The sequence below is a fragment of the Cutibacterium sp. LaCa_89 genome, assembly GCF_058177555.1.
On record NZ_CP190889.1, the window covers coordinates 503,269 to 518,437 of the forward strand.

11 protein-coding genes and 2 riboswitches are annotated in these 15,169 nt (G+C 64.4%); of the genes, 10 read left to right on the forward strand and 1 reads right to left on the reverse strand.

What is annotated here, in order from left to right; all coding sequences use genetic code 11:
• The first annotated feature begins 225 nt into the window (after positions 1-225).
• From cbiB to ACP8LP_RS02285, 7 genes are all read left to right on the forward strand, one after another.
• Positions 226-1,254 carry an adenosylcobinamide-phosphate synthase CbiB gene (cbiB, locus tag ACP8LP_RS02255; RefSeq protein ID WP_016667029.1) on the forward strand — a complete coding sequence of 343 codons (1,029 nt, stop codon included), beginning with the start codon at positions 226-228 and terminating at the stop codon, positions 1,252-1,254.
• 1 nt (position 1,255) lies between these two features.
• A complete protein-coding gene (locus tag ACP8LP_RS02260) occupies positions 1,256-2,716 on the forward strand; it encodes a cobyric acid synthase (protein WP_462575182.1) in 1,461 nt (486 codons plus the stop codon).
• 16 nt (positions 2,717-2,732) lie between these two features.
• A riboswitch (cobalamin riboswitch) is annotated at positions 2,733-2,960 on the forward strand.
• Positions 2,947-3,675 (forward strand): precorrin-2 C(20)-methyltransferase, encoded by a 729-nt coding sequence (gene cobI / locus ACP8LP_RS02265; protein WP_435379312.1) that lies wholly within the window; start codon positions 2,947-2,949, stop codon positions 3,673-3,675. (Overlaps the previous riboswitch by 14 nt.)
• A complete protein-coding gene (gene cobM / locus ACP8LP_RS02270; protein WP_063810876.1) occupies positions 3,672-4,643 on the forward strand; it encodes a precorrin-4 C(11)-methyltransferase in 972 nt (323 codons plus the stop codon). The genes cobI and cobM overlap by 4 nt, the downstream gene beginning before the upstream one ends.
• Positions 4,640-7,216: a precorrin-3B C(17)-methyltransferase gene (cobJ, locus tag ACP8LP_RS02275; RefSeq protein ID WP_063279361.1), complete on the forward strand. Its 2,577-nt coding sequence runs from the start codon at positions 4,640-4,642 to the stop codon at positions 7,214-7,216. The genes cobM and cobJ overlap by 4 nt, the downstream gene beginning before the upstream one ends.
• On the forward strand, positions 7,213-8,484 hold the full coding sequence (locus tag ACP8LP_RS02280) for a CbiX/SirB N-terminal domain-containing protein (protein ID WP_063279360.1): 1,272 nt from the start codon (positions 7,213-7,215) through the stop codon (positions 8,482-8,484). Before cobJ ends, ACP8LP_RS02280 begins: the two co-directional genes overlap by 4 nt.
• A gap of 62 nt (positions 8,485-8,546) precedes the next feature.
• On the forward strand, positions 8,547-9,383 hold the full coding sequence (locus ACP8LP_RS02285; protein WP_484483259.1) for a hypothetical protein: 837 nt from the start codon (positions 8,547-8,549) through the stop codon (positions 9,381-9,383).
• 533 nt (positions 9,384-9,916) lie between these two features.
• Here ACP8LP_RS02285 and ACP8LP_RS02290 read toward each other — a convergent pair.
• Entirely contained in the window at positions 9,917-10,339 is a 423-nt protein-coding gene (locus ACP8LP_RS02290; protein ID WP_484483260.1) for an AlbA family DNA-binding domain-containing protein, read from the reverse strand.
• 423 nt (positions 10,340-10,762) lie between these two features.
• Here ACP8LP_RS02290 and ACP8LP_RS02295 point away from each other — a divergent pair, with 423 nt between their 5' ends.
• The 3 genes from ACP8LP_RS02295 (at position 10,763) to ACP8LP_RS02305 (ending at position 15,168) form a co-directional block, all read left to right on the forward strand.
• Positions 10,763-12,526, forward strand: a complete 1,764-nt coding sequence (locus tag ACP8LP_RS02295; RefSeq protein ID WP_484483261.1) for an RNA/DNA-binding domain-containing protein — start codon at positions 10,763-10,765, stop codon at positions 12,524-12,526.
• A gap of 570 nt (positions 12,527-13,096) precedes the next feature.
• Positions 13,097-13,272: riboswitch (cobalamin riboswitch) on the forward strand.
• Between the two features lie 88 nt (positions 13,273-13,360).
• Complete coding sequence (locus ACP8LP_RS02300) at positions 13,361-14,380, forward strand: FecCD family ABC transporter permease (RefSeq protein WP_462575187.1); 1,020 nt, start codon at positions 13,361-13,363, stop codon at positions 14,378-14,380.
• Positions 14,377-15,168: an ABC transporter ATP-binding protein gene (locus ACP8LP_RS02305; RefSeq protein WP_069101819.1), complete on the forward strand. Its 792-nt coding sequence runs from the start codon at positions 14,377-14,379 to the stop codon at positions 15,166-15,168. The genes ACP8LP_RS02300 and ACP8LP_RS02305 overlap by 4 nt, the downstream gene beginning before the upstream one ends.
• Position 15,169 lies beyond the last annotated feature (1 nt).

Genomic DNA, 15,169 nt, shown 5'->3' on the forward strand with positions numbered 1-15,169 from the left:
GTCGAACCAACACCAAACCTCTGACTCGTGGCTGCTCGTGTGGTGCGGTCCCGGTGCCCGTCACCACATGCCGTCAACCCAGAGCCCGCATGAGGTGTCGGTCGGCTCCTGCTGGATTAGGCCGCACTGGTCAGTCCTTTCGTGGGGCGGGGTACCAATCCCTCTGGACCCTTCATCAGCGACTCCTCTCCTCATCAGTCCGGGCCGCTGCTCTAGGGTGTGGGCATGCTGTGTCATCGTGACCGTCGTCGTGGGCTCGGGTTGGCCGCCCGGGCAGTGGGGCTGGGAGTAGGTGTCGTCGCCGATCGGTTGTTCGGTGATCCGCAGGAACACCACCCGGTGGCGGTCTTTGGCAATGCCGCCGCTGCCCTCGAGAAGCGTGACTGGGCCGACTCCGTCGCGCGTGGCGGTGCTCATGTGGCTGCATGTCTCGTCCCTCTGGCCCTGTTGGGGGCAGGGGTCGAGAAGGTCACCGCGAAACACCCGATGCTGCGCGTGATCACGACGGCTGCGACGACCTGGGCGGTCATCGGGGCGACCTCGCTGGCCGACGAAGGTCAGCGAATGTACGTCCGGCTCGACGAGGACGACCTGGCCGGGGCCCGCGAGCAGCTGTCCCACCTGTGCTCCCGTGACGCCGACCAGCTCGACGAGCCGGAACTGGCTCGGGCGACCGTGGAGTCCATGGCCGAGAACACCGCCGACGCCGCCGTGGCATCCCTGTGGTGGGGAGCCGTGGCCGGAGTACCGGGAATGCTGGTACATCGAGGGGCGAACACCCTCGATGCCATGATCGGACACCACAACGAGCGTTACGAGAACTTCGGGAAGGTTGCCGCCCACCTTGACGATCTGCTGGATCTCCCTGCCGCCCGGCTGACCGGACTGTTCGCCTGCCTGCTGGCGCCCACCGTCGGGGGAGACCGGCGTCGGGCAGTGCAGATCATGATGCGTGATCATGGCCATCACCCCAGTCCGAACGGGGGATGGTGCGAGTCGGCCTGGGCGGGCGCCCTCGGGGTGCAACTGGGCGGACGCAATGTCTACTACGGCAATCGTCACGAGGATCGTCCCCTGCTGGGAGACGGCGCACGCCCGGACGGTCGGAAGGTCGCGGACGCTGCCGACCTCGTCACCGGGGTCACCGGGATGGCGACGGCTGCCGCCTGCCTCGGCGTAGCGGCCATCGCCCACCTCAGGTTCTACGGCGGCATCCTGCCTCGTCGTTACGACTCGAGCGCGAAGGAGAAGTGAGATGAGTGGAATCCTCGTCGCCGGAACGTCTTCTGACGCCGGGAAGTCGCTGGTCGTCACTGCCCTCTGCCGGGCCGCGTGGCGTCGCGGGATCGACGTCGTTCCTTACAAGGCCCAGAACATGTCGAACAATTCGATGGTCTGCCCCGACGGGTCCGAGATCGGCCGGGCGCAGTACCTGCAGGCCAGCGCCGCCAGGGTGACTCCGGAATCAGCCATGAATCCGGTGCTGCTCAAACCTGGCACCGATCGTCGCTCCTTCATCGTGCTGCGTGGCACGCCGGGAGGCGTGCTGGAAGCGGGACAGTACGCCACCGGACGACGTCACCTCGCGGAAGCCGCATGGGCCGCCTACGACGAGCTCTCCGCCGCCCACGACATGGTCATCTGCGAGGGTGCGGGCTCCCCGGCCGAGATCAACCTGCGTGCCGGTGACTACACGAACATGGGACTGGCAAGGGAGAAGAGCCTGCCGGTGGTGCTCGTCGGGGACATTGACCGCGGCGGGGTGCTCGCCAGCCTCTTCGGCACCTGGGCGCTGCTCGACGACGCGGACCGTTCCCTGCTGGCCGGGTACGTCATCAACAAATTCCGCGGTGATGAGTCCGTTCTCGCTCCTGGTCTGGAAGAGATCACTCGTCGCACCGGAATGCCGAGTTTTGGGGTGCTGCCCTGGGTCCCCGAGGTGTGGCTCGACGGTGAGGATGCGTTGGAGGTGGGACGCTGGCGTCACGACGGGAACTCCGTTTCCACCGACGATCTGCGGGTTGCCGTCGTCCGGCTGCCGAGAATCTCCAACGCCACCGATGTCGACGCCATGGCCGCCGAGGCCGGGGTCGACGTCCAGGTGACGACCAACCCCAACACCTGCGAACTGGCCGACGTGCTCGTCCTGCCCGGATCGCGGTCCACCGTGCGTGATCTGGAGTGGCTGAGGTCCACCGGAATCGCTGAGGTCGTGGCCCGCCGTGCCCGTCAAGGTCGCACTGTGCTGGGCATTTGTGGCGGCTACCAGATGCTCACCCGCCTCATCCTCGACCCCGAGGGTCAGGAATCGCCGACCGAGCGAACCGAGGGACTCGGGCTACTGCCGGTCGAGGTGACCTTCGGTGCCGACAAGACCCTGGCCATCCCGAGCGGATCCTGGCGGGGGATCGAGGTCGGCGGCTACGAGATCCATCACGGCCGAATGGATGTCGACCTGTCGGCGGGGGAGCCCTTCCTCGACGGAGTCCGCGTCGGAAGTGTCTGGGGGACGATGTGGCATGGTGCCTTCGAATGTGACGATTTCCGGCGCGCCTGGCTGGCCGAGGCTGCCGAGCATGCCGGATCGGCGTGGCACCCGGTGGAGGGTGCCATCGGGTATGGGCAGCGCCGCGAGCAGATGATCGACGTGCTGGCCGACGCCGTTGAGGAGCATCTCGGTCTTGACCGTCTGTTCTCCCTGGCAGGCGGGAGCTGACCCCGGCCGTGTCGTGGTGTGGTGCCACGATGTGGGAGGATCGATACAACGACCGATCTCGAGGAAGCCGGTGTGAGTCCGGCGCGGTCCCGCCACTGTGACCATCGCCGCGGTGATGGCAGCCAGACACTCGAACGGTTCGTTGCGCACGTCATCGGGCGAGGACACCTGAGGAGGCCGTCATGAGCTATGCCCCTGTACATCCTGACCACAAGTCGGGACGAACCCTCATCGGGGTCGGAGTGGGGCCGGGTGACCCAGAGCTGGTCACCCTGAGAACCGTGCGCATCCTGCGCGAGGCTGATGTCATCCTCGTGCCCTACACCGAGGCCACCACCGACGGTCCCGGACGTGCCGAGACCATCATCACTGCCGTCGCCCCGGAGATCGTCGAGCGCATCAAGCGCATCCCCTTCTCCATGCGGGAGAGGTCTGGTGTCGGCGAGAAGCGCAGGGCCTCCTGGCAGGTATCCGCCGATGCGGCGATCACGGCCTTCGACGAAGGGGCTCGCACTGTCGCCCTGGCCACCGTCGGCGATCCGACGGTCTTCTCCACCTTCACCTACCTGCGCGCCAATGTCGAGGAGAGACTCCCCGACGTCAGCGTCGAGCTGAGCCCAGGTGTCACCGCCATGCAGGCCCTGTCGGCGGCGTCCGGGCGCCCGCTGGTGGAGGGCAAGGAGGTCCTGGCCCTCGTCCCGGCCACCGTCGGGATGGAAAAACTTTGCCAGGTCCTCGACCTCGTCGACTCAGTGGCGATTTACAAGGGGGGACGCAAACTCCCAGACGTTGTCGAGCAGCTGCGGCAGCGGGATCGTCAGGCTGTCATCGGCACCGACGTCACGCTGGAGTCCGAGCAGATCGTCACCCTCGGTGAGGTCGCTGATACTCAGGCTCTGCCGTACTTCTCGACCGTCCTCACCACTCCAGAGCGCACCATCACGGGAGGAAAACTGTGAACGAACCTCAAGCTGCACGACCCACTCAGCACGCCTCTGAGAGGGTCTTGGAGGATCTGGACCACAACGCCATCGAGCCGCCTCCGGTACCGTGGCGGGAGATCCCCGAGGGAGCAGGCAGGGTCGTTTTCGTCGGTGCCGGACCGGGCGCTCCGGACCTGGTGAGCCTGCGCGGAGCCCGTGTCATCGAGACCGCTGACATCATCATCTGGGCCTCCAGCCTCGTTCACCCCGACATGGTGGCCCGTCACAAGGCGGGAGCCGAGCTCATTGACTCCGCCTCCATCCCGCTGGAGGACCTCGAGCCTCTCTACACCCGCGCCCGTGACGAGGGGCTGGTGGTGGCGAGGGTCCACACCGGTGACCCGTCCATCTATGGCGCCACCGCCGAGCAGCGCGACCTGTGTCGTCGCATCGGTATCGACTTCGAGACCATCCCGGGCATCTCGGCCTTCTCGGCCGCTGCCGCCCGGATGGACGTCGAGATCACCGTCCCAGAGGTATCCCAGTCACTCGTCCTCACCCGACTGGAGGGCGGGCGGACCCCCATGCCCGACGGGGAGACCGTCGCCTCCTTCGCCCGTCACGGTGCGACAATGGCGATCTACCTTTCCGCGGCCCGTAACAAGGCTCTTCAGGATGCCCTGCTGGAGGGAGGCTACCTGCCCGAGACTCCCTGCATCATCGGGTACGCGGTCAGCTGGCCCGAGGAAATCATGTTCCGCTGCGACCTGGCCCACCTCTCGGAGACGATGCGCAACCACAAGCTGTGGAAGCACGCCGTCGTCCTCGTCGGACCGGCCCTGGCAGAGGGCCCGATCAAGACTCGCAGCCACCTCTACCACCCCGGTTTCCGTCACGAATACCGCGGAGCTGACGCCCAGGCCCGCGCTGACCTCAAGGCCCACGGCACTCGCGGCGTCTACGACCAGAACCCCACGAACTCCGACACGAAGGACAATTCATGATTCGCGTCCACGGATATCTCGGTACCATTTCCGACTCCTTGCGCCAGGAGGTCGCCGATGCTGACCTCGTCGTCGGAGGTCAGCGTCACCTTGACGCCCTCAACGTTCCCGACGAGAAGCGTCAGAAGCTCGGCCTCATCGGCCCTGCCGTCGAGCGAGTTCAGTCCCTGCCCGACGACGCCAACGTCGTTGTCATCGCCTCCGGTGACCCGCTCTTCTTCGGTGTGGTGCGACGTATCCGCCAGGCCGGTCTCAAGGTCGAGGTCGTGACGGCCCCGACCTCCTTGCAGGCTGCTTTCGCCGCCGTGGCCTTGCCCTGGGACGACGCCCAGTTCGTCTCCTCACACTCCAAGGACATCGAGACCGCCATCCGGCTTGCCAAGATCCATCCCAAGGTGGGCGTGCTGACAGCCCCCAACCGAGGCCTGGCGGAATTGGTCGACGGGCTCGCGGGTCGCGGCAAGACCTTCGTCCTCGCTGAGAAGATCGGTGAGGAGGGCCAGCGGGTGCGTGTCCTCGACGAGGAAGCAGCCAGGGCCGTCATTGCTGACGCGGACATCCTCAGCCCCAACGTCGTGCTGGTCCTCGAGCATCATCCGGACTCCCCGGCGGCCCTGGGCATCAACCCGGAGCTGGCCGGTGACGTCAACGTCAATGCTCCCGAGGCCCCCCAGCCCGGCGTCGACACCAACCCGGACGGCTCGGACCGTGACCCGATCATCGGACAGATCATCAATTCCGACGCCGCGGCGGCCCACGCCGAGGCCATCGACCACGTGCTCAAGCGCGAGACCAAGAAGTACGTCGGACCGTCCCGCACCGGGCTGGCGGCGGCCTGGGGCGAGTGCGACCTCATCGTCTCCCACCTGGCCCTGGGTGCCACGACGCGCATCATCGCCCCGCTGCTGGAGTCCAAGAAGACCGACCCGGGTGTGGTCGTCGTCGACGAGGCCGGCCGTTTCGCCATCCCATTGGTGGGTGGCCACGTCGGTGGGGCCAACGAGCTCTCCCGCACCATCGCCGAGGCTCTCGGCGGCACCGCCGTCGTGTCCACCGCCACCGACTCCCTCGGTGTCCCGGCCCTCGATCAGCTCGGTTGGGCCTACGAGGGTGACGTCGCCGGGGTGACCGGATCGATCATCGCCGGACGCCCGGTGCTGGTCATCCGCGAACAGCCCTGGCCGCTGCCCCCACTGCCCAAGAACGTCACCGAGGATGCTGAATCCCCGGTCGCCCGAATCATCGTCTCCGAGCGGGTCGCAGAGCGAATTCGGACTGACCATGGTGACGACCTGCCCACCGTCGTCCTGCACCCGAACTGCCTGGTCGTCGGGATGGGATGTAACAAGGGCACCGAGGTCGAACCGCTGCGAGAGCTTCTCGAGAAGACCCTCGCTGACAACGGTCTGGCTCTTGGATCGGTCACTCGTCTGGTCTCCCACGAGGTCAAGGCCGGTGAGCTCGGTCTCGTGAAGCTGGCGAATCAGCTCGGCGTCGATTACCGCACCGAGTCCGCGGAGGAGCTGGCCGCCCAGGATGTCCCGACTCCCTCCGACGTCGTCGCACGCGAGGTCGGCACACCGAGTGTCAGCGAGGCTGCCGTGCTGTGCCAGGGAGCCGAGCTGCTGGTCCACAAGACCAAGACTCCCGAGGCCACCTGCGCCGTCGGTCGCATCCCGGCTCGTGGTCACCTCTCGGTCGTCGGCCTCGGGCCCGGCTCGCGAGATCTTCTCACCCCGCGCGCCGTCGATGCCATCCGCAATGCCACCTTCATAGCGGGTTATGCCCCCTACGTCCGTCAGATCCGCGACCTGGTGCGTCCGGGTGCCACAATCCTGGCCACCAAGATGGGCACCGAGGAGGAGCGCACCCAGGCGGCCATTGACGCGACCCGCGACGGTCGCAACGTGGCTTTCGTGTGCGGCGGCGACCCGGCCATCTATGCCATGGCCTCCCCGACCCTGGAGATGGGCACCGATGGCATCGACGTCGAGATCGTTCCCGGTGTCACCGCCGAGCTCGCCATCTCGGCGATCCTCGGTGCTCCGCTGGGCCATGATCACGCCACGATCAGTCTCTCGGACCTGCACACCGACTGGGATCTCATCCTCAAGAGGGTGAGAGCGGCTGCCGAGGGGGATCTCGTCACCACCTTCTACAACCCGCGTTCACGTACCCGAACCCATCAGCTCCCCGACGCCCTGGCGATCATGGCTGAGCACCGTCCGCCGTCCACCCCGGTGGCGATCGTCTCCCATGCCGAGCGTCGTCAGCAGGAGGTGATCATGTCCACCCTCGAGGAGTTCAAGCCCGAATGGGTCGGCATGACGACCCTTGTCGTCGTGGGTTCGACGACGACCAAGTACGTGAGCTCCGGAGACGGACGACGCCTCATGGTCACCCCACGTGACTACCACTGGATGGACGGCCACGTCACCGGTGAGGCTCGCAAGAACTACACGCACAAGGACCTGCCCAAGGCTGACGAGAAGACCTACCTGTCCAAGCCGCCGGTCCACTCGACCCGCATGTCCGGGTCCGAGAAGAACGCCGAGACGAAGGAGTCGAAATGACCGATCCACTCGCCAGTGGGACCCCGCTGGTCATCGCAGCACATGGCACCCGTGACGAGTCCGGCGTGGCCGAGTGTCGCGCCCTGGCCGAGCGCATCGCCGGCAAACTGCCCGGCATCCCGGTCGAGCTGGGGTTCGTCGAGCTCGCCGAGCCCAGCATCCCGGACGCCGTCCGTGCCGCCGTCGCCCAGACACCGGAGGTTCCCGAGGGCGCTGACGGTGACGAGGACCCGGCAGCCGCCGTCGTCGTTCCGTTGATGTTCAACACCGGCGGTCACGTCCGGGAGGACATTCCAGAGGCCATCGACGAGGGCCGTGGGGACGCACGCGTCATGTATTCCGCCCCATTGCTGCCGGACGTGCGGATGCGCAAGGCCCTCAACCGTCGTCTCGCCGAGACCCTCGCTGCCGGTGAGGGACGCGAGGAGTGGCGTTCCCGCGACACGGCCGTGGTGTTGGTGGGACGCGGAGCTCTCGTGCCCGATGCCAACGCTTCCCACTACACCCTGACGAGGATGTTCTGGGAGGAGAACGACCTTGACCGGGTTGAACCGGCCTTCATCCAGGTGACCCGTCCGTCGGTTCCCGAGGCCCTCTCCGCCCTGGCTGCCCAGGGTGCCGATCAGATCGTCGTGCAGGGCAATTTCCTCTTCCCGGGGCTGCTGCACGTGTGGATGACCGAGCAGGTGGAGGCCTGGCAGGCCAGCCATCCCGGCGTCGAGATCCGCATCGCCCCGGTCATCGGTGACTGTGACGAGGTCGCTGACGTCGTCGTCGATCGCTACCGAGAACCCCTTGACGAGGTGGGCCTGGGGGAGGGAGCCCCGGTTTACATGACGGGTCTGCGTCTGCAGGGCCGCAAGGTTCTGGTCGTCGGTGCCGGGCACGTTGCCGAACGCCGCGTCGTGAGGCTGCTCGAGGCCGGGGCCGAGGTCCACGTCGTCGCCCCGAACTCCGGTATCCAGCTCACGCGGATGTCCCGCAAGGGATTGGTGGACCTGGAGCGTCGCGCCTTCCAGGTCGAGGATCTTGACGGCGTCTGGTTCGTCCAGGCCCTCACCAACGATCCCGAGGTGAACGCCTTGGTGGCCGAGGAGGCCGATAAGCGCGGCGTCTTCTGTGTGCGTGGTGACAAGGGACGCAAGGGCAGTGCCTTCACCCCGGCCACCGAGAGGGCTGGTGGCATGACGGTCAGCGTCGTCGGCGACCGTACCCCGCGTCGCTCCGCCAAGCTGCGTGACGAGGTGCTGCGAGCCTTGCAGGGCTGAATCTGTCGAGGAGGGATTCCCCGACGATGACGGTTCAGGGCTTTCCTGCCTATCATCGTCGGGTGATCTCCCATGACCTACATGCCCTGGGCTTCGACGCCTCCGATCTCGACGTCCTCGTCAATTCCGCGGCTGAGGCTGGTGCTGTCGGGGTGGAGGACGTCGGAGGGTTCGACCTGCTGGCTGCTTACACCGATCCGTCCGGGGCGCGGCTGGCGCTCATGAAGCAGAAGGATCGCGACGAGATCGAGACGATGGCCTCCCTCGTCGCCCCGACGACTCACCCCGCCGATCTGGTGCGGTTCAGCTCGACGGTGGCACTGGTCGACATCTACTCCCACGCCAACTTGGCATCCATGCTCACCGGGGAGTCGGTGCTCAAGCTGCCCGCCGCCAACCGCAAGCACCTGGCGCGCTTCCTGGCCAATGTTGACGACCCGGTTGAGATACCGCTGTGCCCCGAACCCGGTGACGACACCCCACGCTTCATCGAGCATCTGAGGGTGGGCGCCGTCGCCAATCAGATGCTGCGGGTTTTCGAGTCCGAGGAGGAGTACGGACGCTCTCACGAGGGGTCTCTGGGCGGTACCGGTGATCTGCAGTTCGCCGCCGGAACCCTGATCAGCCCGTGGCTGATGGAGATTAATGCCGGTCGCGCCACTCGCGGGGAGGCCAGCGCCGTCGCCGAGATGACGATGGTCTGCAAGCGGGTCGAGAAGCGCACCAATGAACTCACCGACGTCGATTGGTACCGGATCGTCGGTGACACTTCGATCCCGATGACGTTGGCCGCCCCGGCGAACCTCCCACGGGTTCCCCACGAGGGGTCGATCATCTCCGGTCAGGTCGTACCGGTGGTATCGCTGGGAACCTGGGAGGGTGAATCCTTCTGGGGCTGAGGCCGTGTGCCGGTCCCCCATGTGGCTGGCCCGTACGGTCAGCGATACTCCGTCCCCCGTGGCACCCCCCAATCGTTGGGGGTGAGCCAGCTGCAGGCGCCCCCGTTTCCCGACTGTGTCTGTTCTGGTGCCCAGCTCCACGCCGTTCACATGTGTTCCAGGCCTGGCGGGTGGGTCGCCAGACTGCAACTCACACTGCAAGCGTTGCAGTGTGAGTGAAGGTGTGGATGGTTCAGCATACGGTATGGATTCGGTAGCAGGTCGTCCGGGCACCTTGGCGGCCATCCATGACGACGAGTCTTTCCTTGAGCGGCAACGCCAGAGCGTAACGCACCTGACCAGTTGTCAGTCCCGCGTAGTCTGCAAGTTCGTGGATCGTCAGTGCTCTCCCCTGCGACGAGTGTAGCGAGTACGTGCTCCTCGTTGCGGGTTGGGACCGAAGATCTTTGGGGCCCGGTGAGGGCCTCGCTGTCTTCGCTTCGTAGTCGTCATGTTGACGCCACATGAGCGCCGGGTAGTGCCCCTGCGGATAGTCACCCAGGGCATACAGTCCTGCCAACGCTGGTTCTCCCTGATGCTGTCAGCATGTTCGGCATCCGCAGGATCCGCTCGTCAGTATGGTCGCGCAATCGTCGGTCACTGGTGCGTACTGTCGTCAGATACGACTCCACCAGCTCAGGTTCCAGGTCGTCAACGACACGTCCCCTGGCAGCGGCCAAGTCGTAGTCGATCTGTTCGTCCACATGGAGAACCTCCACCTGTCTGCCGTCAATGGTGAATGTCTGAAAATCCAGATGCGGTGATGCTTGGACGGCATCCCTGGCCTGTGTTGCGATACCCGCCTCCGTTGTTGCGATGTCCTTGACGCCCACCACGTCGAACCGACCGTTTGCTTCGTCCACCCCGAGGATGACTGTGCCGCCATTGGGCATGTTCGCGAATAGCGTCTCCGCCATCTTTGGCACGTTGCCCGATGTTCGTTACTTGCACTGTTGTTTGCAGTGTAAGTGAGAGTGTGCGCGGGCCCGGGTGAGGTGGTGGTCCGGTCTGCCGAGCGGGTCGTGGTCCAGCGACCCCGTGGCAGATGTGCCAGGGATCGTGGGGTTCGCCACCTGGCGTGGCACGAGGTGCCCTGCCGAACCGAAATACCGCACTGAATCATCCGCCGCCCCGCTGTGTTGGCCCATGTTGTCTCAACATGCCAGCCAGTTGTCTCCCCAATCGTGAGGGGACTTCAGATCCATCGAAAATGTGTGCGCACTCCTCGTCGCTGAGCTTGATCATAACTTTTCAGTCATAAAGTTATACTCAATGTCTGGACTGGATGCCTGGTTAAAAGTTTCTGGGCACAAACTTGTAGCTGGAAGTGGACTGCTCACATGGGAACAACTTTCGGGCCAGACCCGATTGCAGTTGAGATCGACGCTGCGCTGGAGCACTTGGACGCAGGGCACCGGGTCCCGGAATGCAAGTATCTTGACTTCAAGGAGGATTCCAGTCGACGAGGCAAGCACGGTGAGTTGCTACTGGGTCGACGTGAGGATGAACGAGCCGCTGAGCAGCTTGCCGGTGAAGCCGCGTGCATGGCCAACACCCCTGAGGGTGGTGCTCTGATCGTCGGAGTCAATGACAAGGATGATGGACCATTGCTCATCGGTACATCCTTGGATACCGAGTGGTTGCGGAGGAAGATCTATGAGCACACCTCTCGCGCGTTGACTGTTGACGTCCGAGAAGTCCACGTTCACGATGCCAGGTTGTTGATCGTCAGATCACCCACCGCGCTGGAACCGATCAAGGTCAAGGGAAAGATCCGCTGGCGGATTGGTGATCATTGCGAGGAGATCGACGCAACGTCATGGCACCACCGCCATCAGTACTCTATCCGCTACGACTGGTCGGCGCAGTTCTCAAACGTGAGCCTGGAGGAAGTGCGACCTGCTGCCCTTGACGCAGCACGCGCCTTCCTCCAAGCCAGCACCGACGAGGCGGCGGTGGAATTGGCCAACTGTACGAGTCGTGAGTTGCTGTCCCGGTTGAACGCCATTGATGGTGAGGGCAAGCTCACCAATGCTGCTGCTCTGGTCTTTGTGGGGCGTCCCGAGCCATGCCTTGACTACATACGTCGTGACATGCCCGGTCAGGACAGCGGTGACCGAGTACGTATTGGTGGGGTATCACTGCTTGAGCAGCTCCAACGGGCGTTCGCCGTCGCGCGGGCGTACAACCCTTTATCGCATGTGTCTTCGGGACTTGTCGAGGGGCAGGTCCGCCAGCTGTCGGAACGTGCCATTCGTGAGGCCATCGTCAATGGGTTGGCTCATCGTGAATGGGGGCTGCCCGATGCAACGCTCATCGAGCACGAAGGAGCCGTCTTGCGAGTTACCAGCCCCGGAGGATTCTTCGGAGGTGTGACGGCTGAGAACATCATCACCCACCCATCGACGTCCAGAAACGTTGCTCTCACTGAGCTCTTGGCATCACTTCGAATTGCAGAACGTGAAGGTATCGGAGTTGACCGTATGGTTGGTGATTTGCTTCGCCGGGGGCTTCGCATGCCGACCATTCGGGAAATTGACGGTCCCTATGTGGTGACGACGCTTTCCGGTGTCGATCCTGACGTGGCATGGACATCGTGGCTCACTGGTATGAATGTTCCCGAGCTCATGCAAAATCTCCGCACTTTGATGGTTATGCGTTTCCTCACTGATCATCTCTGGATCGACGAGGACATTCTTGCTCCCTACCTGCAAGTCCCCGTCGAGGAAGTTCACGAAACTCTTGAGCTTCTACGGCAGACGGAGTGTGATGGCGAACCCTTGCTGAAGCTCATCCGCGGCGTTCCCGACGAAGCCCTCCCCGCGTTTACCCTCTCCAAGAGAGCAAACAAGCAGCTGGACATGGAATATGCGAATCGCGGTTTGAAGCGTTCAGTGCCTAGTAGAGCAGTGACGGCTCGTCAATATGCCCGGCATCGAGGGCGTATCAGTACGACAGAATTGGGCGTCATCCTGGATGTGTGGGCTTCCAACGTCGGACAGGTCCTCAAGGATCTCATGGCTGACGGAGTACTGCAGCCTTCGTCAGAGGCAATGGCAGGTCGCGGATTTCACTACCTGTGGACAGGTGACGAGGCATCCTGACTTTTTCAGTCCTTATGATCCATCTCGCCAAGTTCCTGGTCAGGCAGAGCGTGTTCCGATACACCGGAAAGCTAAGTGCACTTCCCCTTTCGGGGCGGTGGAGCACAACTTTTTGACCGAAAGATTGTACTTGCACCCTCGGATTGGGTGTCTGGGTGCAGTCTTCGAGGCTGCTCCCTGTGGTTCTGGCTGCTGAACCAGTCGAGAAAATTGTGCTTACCCTCGCGCTTGTGCTGTTGAGCAGAATTTTTCAGCCACAAAGTTGTACTCCAGGCATGAAGCGGCGGCGGGAGCACAACTTTTCGCAGTGTGGGGAGCTCTGCGCGGTATGGAGATCCTGTCGGTGGCGGTGTTGTGGTCCGTTCGTCTCTGTGGCAGATGTGTCAGGAGTCGTGGTGTCTGTCACCTGGTGTGGCACGAGGTACCTTGCCGAACTGAATTACCACGTGGGTGCGAAGTACCCCGTCGATTGCGCTCGGTGGGTTCCGAGGCGTGTGCCGCACGCGATCCGGCATGTCTGTGACAAGGGGCTGGCGGACGGCACGTCGCGAAGTGCGTGTCACAGGTGCTAGCCTGTCTCGCATACATGGTGCGGCCCCGATGAGGCCGCAGTGAATCCGGTGAGAATCCTGGACTGTTGCGCAGCGGTGACGGTGACGACGTCGGCAAGACCACTGGGAGTGATCCTGGGAAGGGCCGACCGAGAGTGATCCGAAGTCCGAAGACCCCATGTATGACTTGTGTCGTTCGGGCCTCGCATCAAGGTCCTCGCACCCAGAAGGAACAGCTATGCCTTCCTCGAGACGGTCGGCCGAGCGTGACCGTCGGTTGCCGGTGGCACCCCTGGTGATCATCCTCGTCGTGCTCATCGTCGTCAGCGCCGTCGTCTCGCTGACCATTGGTTCGGAACCATTGCCAATGCGTGGCGTTCTTGACACGGTTGGTGCCAGGATCACTGGTGAGCCGGGCCCCGACCCGACGATCGATGTCATCGTCTGGGACCTGCGTGCCCCCAGGGCACTGCTGGCGATCATCGTCGGAGCCGGACTCGCCCTGGCCGGAAGCGGTATGCAGACCCTGGTGCGCAACCCGCTTGCCGACCCCTACCTGCTGGGTGTCTCGGCCGGTGCGAGTGTGGGGGCCACCGCGGTCATCGCCCTGGGGATGTTTGCCTCCTGGGGCCCTCACCGGCTCACCATCGGAGCCTTGGTGGGGGCATTGGGCGCCGCCGTTCTGGTGTACCTCATCTCCATGGCCCAGGGCGGCATGACGCCGCTGCGGCTGGTGCTCTCGGGCGTCGTGCTCTCTGCGGCATTCTCGGCACTGGCGAGTTTCCTCGTCTTCCGCAGCTCGGACCCGCGCGCGGCGCAGTCGGTGCTGTACTGGATGCTGGGATCGGTGTCCGGTGCCACTTGGGACAGTTTGTGGGTGGCAGCCATCGTCACCGCTCTGTCCGTGGTGCTCATGATCGCCTTCTCGGGTTGGCTCGATGCCCTGGCGGCTGGCACCGACGTCGCTCGATCCCTCGGCATCCCCGACACCAGGGTGCGTAAGGCGTTGTTCGTCGGCAACTCGGTACTCGTCGGGGTGCTCGTGGCGGTCTCGGGCGGCATCGGATTCGTCGGACTCGTCATTCCCCACATGTCACGGCTGCTCGTGGGAGCCAGTCACCGGTCGATGCTGCCCGTCGCCGCCGCCATCGGCAGTCTCTTCCTGCTGTGGGTGGACGTCGGCGCCCGCGTCATCGCGGCACCACAGGAGGTGCCTCTCGGCGTCGTCACCGGGTTCATCGGCGCTCCCATCTTCCTGTACCTCATGGGGCGCAGCCAGTACCGATTCTCGAGTGAGTCATGACACGTCTCGAAGTTTGCAACGTCCAGTGCCGCATCAACGACCGCATCATCGTCGACGACGTCAGTTTCACCGCCGAGCCGGGGGAGCTCACCGCCATCGTCGGCGTCAACGGAGTCGGCAAGTCGACTCTGCTGCGATCCATCGCCGGGGTGCGTCAGTTCAATTCCGGAGACGTCCTGCTCGACGGCACCTCCGTCACCGACTACACCCCCATGAAACGTGCTCGGCTCATGGCCTTCGTCGGGCAGGAGGAGTCGCCATCGCCAGACCTCCTGCTGGGTGAGATGGTTGCGCTGGGACGTACTCCGCATCGCAAGCCGTGGCAGGTGGGGCAGCGTTCCGAGCGAAGGATCATCCGGGATTCCCTGGCCTTGGTCGGACTTGACCACCTCATCGATCGTCGCTGCGACCACCTGTCCGGCGGTGAACGGCGTCGCGCCGTCATCGCCCGTGGCCTGGCCCAGGGTGCAGACCTCATCATGCTCGACGAGCCGACCAATCACCTCGACGTGCGCCACCAACTCATGCTGCTGGACACGCTGCGCGCCAGCGGTCGGACGGTGGTCGCCACCATCCACGATCTGGGCATGGCCGCAGCCCACTTCGACCACGTCGTCGTCCTGGCGGATGGCGGAGTGCTCTCTGCAGGTCCGGCCCGTGAGGCGCTCAGCCCATCGAACGTCGCGACGGCATTCCACGTCGTCGCACACCATGTCACCACCCCCGATGGCAGCCAGGAGCTCGTGTGCACTGCGCCGCTGCCTGAACTCATCAGAGAGGAAAACTGAA

Bases quoted from the DNA above. Each gene is read 5' to 3' on its own strand.
- ACP8LP_RS02280 (WP_063279360.1), top strand. From the start codon at position 7,213: ATGACCGATCCACTCGCCAGTGGGACCCCGCTGGTCATCGCAGCACAT.
- ACP8LP_RS02305 (WP_069101819.1), top strand. From the start codon at position 14,377: ATGACACGTCTCGAAGTTTGCAACGTCCAGTGCCGCATCAACGACCGC.
- ACP8LP_RS02295 (WP_484483261.1), top strand. From the start codon at position 10,763: ATGGGAACAACTTTCGGGCCAGACCCGATTGCAGTTGAGATCGACGCT.
- cobJ (WP_063279361.1), top strand. From the start codon at position 4,640: ATGATTCGCGTCCACGGATATCTCGGTACCATTTCCGACTCCTTGCGC.
- ACP8LP_RS02290 (WP_484483260.1), bottom strand. From the start codon at position 10,339: ATGGCGGAGACGCTATTCGCGAACATGCCCAATGGCGGCACAGTCATC.
- cbiB (WP_016667029.1), top strand. From the start codon at position 226: ATGCTGTGTCATCGTGACCGTCGTCGTGGGCTCGGGTTGGCCGCCCGG.
- ACP8LP_RS02260 (WP_462575182.1), top strand. From the start codon at position 1,256: ATGAGTGGAATCCTCGTCGCCGGAACGTCTTCTGACGCCGGGAAGTCG.